Origin of the sequence: Clostridium sp. (genome assembly GCF_021443865.1) — a bacterium.
In the GTDB taxonomy this organism is placed as follows: domain Bacteria; phylum Bacillota; class Clostridia; order Clostridiales; family Clostridiaceae; genus Clostridium.
This window is the reverse complement of sequence record NZ_JABUTB010000086.1, coordinates 18,190-20,432: the sequence shown is the minus strand read 5'-3', so window position 1 is coordinate 20,432 and position 2,243 is coordinate 18,190. Positions and strand designations below refer to the sequence as shown.

General features: G+C 28.6%; 2 protein-coding genes. Both read left to right on the top strand.

Going from position 1 to position 2,243, the window contains the following annotated elements; all coding sequences use genetic code 11:
* Positions 1-83 precede the first annotated feature (83 nt).
* A complete protein-coding gene (locus HUJ77_RS12890) occupies positions 84-659 on the top strand; it encodes an NTP transferase domain-containing protein (RefSeq protein ID WP_291709246.1) in 576 nt (191 codons plus the stop codon).
* 80 nt (positions 660-739) lie between these two features.
* Positions 740-1,960: a YgeY family selenium metabolism-linked hydrolase gene (locus HUJ77_RS12885; RefSeq protein ID WP_291709245.1), complete on the top strand. Its 1,221-nt coding sequence runs from the start codon at positions 740-742 to the stop codon at positions 1,958-1,960.
* The last annotated feature ends 283 nt before the right edge of the window (positions 1,961-2,243 follow it).

The window sequence follows — 2,243 nt, the reverse complement described above, 5'->3', positions numbered from 1 at the left end:
TTTATTTTCTAAAATATAATATACTATAAATTAAATAACTATAATTTATTAAATAGATTATCTAATGACAAGGGTGTGGAAAAATGAATGGTATTATTTTAGCATCTGGGTTTAGTAAGAGAATGGGGATAAATAAGTTATTAATGAACTACGGTGAAGAAGTAATTCTCCAAAAGGTTATAAGAGAAATTAAAAAAACTAATATAATTAAATTAATATTAGTAGCAAGAGAAGAAAGTGTTATTAAACTTGGAATAGAAGAAGGAATAGAAGTAGTAAAAAATGAATTTGCAGATTTTGGGCAAAGTCAGTCCATAAGACTTGGATTAGATAAAGCAGATGTAGATTATGATTTTATGTTTTTTTGTGGAGACCAACCTTTTATAGATTGTTACTCTATAAATAAATTAATAGATTTTTCTTTAAAGTTTAAAGATAGCATTGTAATACCTAGAGTTAAAGATAAAGTTGGAAGTCCTGTTATTTTTCCAAGAGTTTTAAAGAGTGAATTAGAATCTCTAGAGGGAGATATGGGAGGGCGAAAAGTAATAAAAGATAACCAAGATAAAGTTAAATATGTAGACTTAAATAATGAACTTTTTCTACAAGATATTGATACTCTAGATGACTATATGAAATTTATTCTAAATAATAAATGAACTATAAAGTAATAAATAGAAATGCTATGCTTTAAATAATAAAGGAATATATCTTTAGAAATAAGGTGGGGGGCCTAAGGATGGATTATAAATATATATCTGAAGAGGTTGTAAAATGTTCAGAAAAATATAAAGAAGATATGAGTGCTTTTTTAAGAGAAATAATAGCAATACCCTGTGAAAGCTGTAATGAAGAAGAGAAAATAAATAGAATAAAAAGGGAAATGGAAAAGGTAGGCTTTGATAAAATAGAAGTTGACCCAATGGGGAATATATTAGGGTACCTTGGTAAAGGAAGCCACCTAATAGCTATGGACGGACATGTAGATACAGTTGGAGTAGGGGATCCAAGTCTTTGGAATTATAATCCTTATGAAGGGGATGAGGACGAAGAAATAATATTAGGAAGAGGAAGTAGTGATCAAGGTGGCGGAATTGCTGCTATGATTTATGCGGGGAAAATAATAAAAGACTTAAATTTAGAAGATGATTATACATTATTAGTTACCTGTACAGTTCAAGAAGAAGACTGTGATGGACTATGTTGGGAATATATAATTAAAGAAGATAATATAAAGCCAGAATTTGTTGTTATTACAGAACCTACAGGTTGTAATATTAATAGAGGGCATAGAGGTAGAATGGAAATTAAAATTACTACTTCCGGTATAAGCTGTCATGGCTCTGCTCCAGAAAGGGGAGAAAATGCCATACTTAAAATGGCTCCTATACTTAATGAATTAAAGGATTTAGGGGAGAAAATAATAGATAATGATTTCTTAGGTAAGGGAACAATAACTGTATCGGAAATTTTTTATACATCACCATCAAGATGTGCTGTACCTGATAGCTGTACTATTTCCATTGACAGAAGGCTAACCTTTGGTGAAACTTATGAATCAGCATTGGAGCAAATAAGGAATTTAAATTCTGTAAAAAACTCTAATGCTAAAGTAGAATTGTATGATTACGGGAAAAAATCTTATACAGGGCTTTTATACAGTACTACATCATTTTTTCCCACTTGGTTAATACCAGAAGAACATGAGGTTTGTCAAACTTTAGTAGATACCTATCAGTTGCTTTTTAAAACTACTCCAATAGTTGATAAATGGATATTTTCAACAAATGGAGTATCAATAATGGGACGATACGATATTCCATGTATAGGCTTTGGACCAGGCCATGAAGAACAAGCTCATTCGCCAAATGAAAGAACCTGGAAAAGTGAAATAGTTAAATCAGCAGCTATGTATTCATTAATACCTTTAATATATTTAGAAAAAATAAAAAATAATTAAAGAAATAATAGTTTTATAAAGAGAGATTAGATATTTATATTTTAAACTTAGTGGTTATTAAGTTTAAAAGATTACAAATATCTATCTCTTTTTTATTTGTACAATTAAGGTAAAAATGGTAACATATAATAAATTGGGTTTATAAATACTATAGGATAAAGGTGATAGTATGGAAGAGAGATTTATTGAGAATATTGCTAATAAAATTAGTGATGGTATTATTATTTTAAATTCTAATAATGAAGTTATATATGCAAATAATTATGTAAGAAAAGCTTTAAAT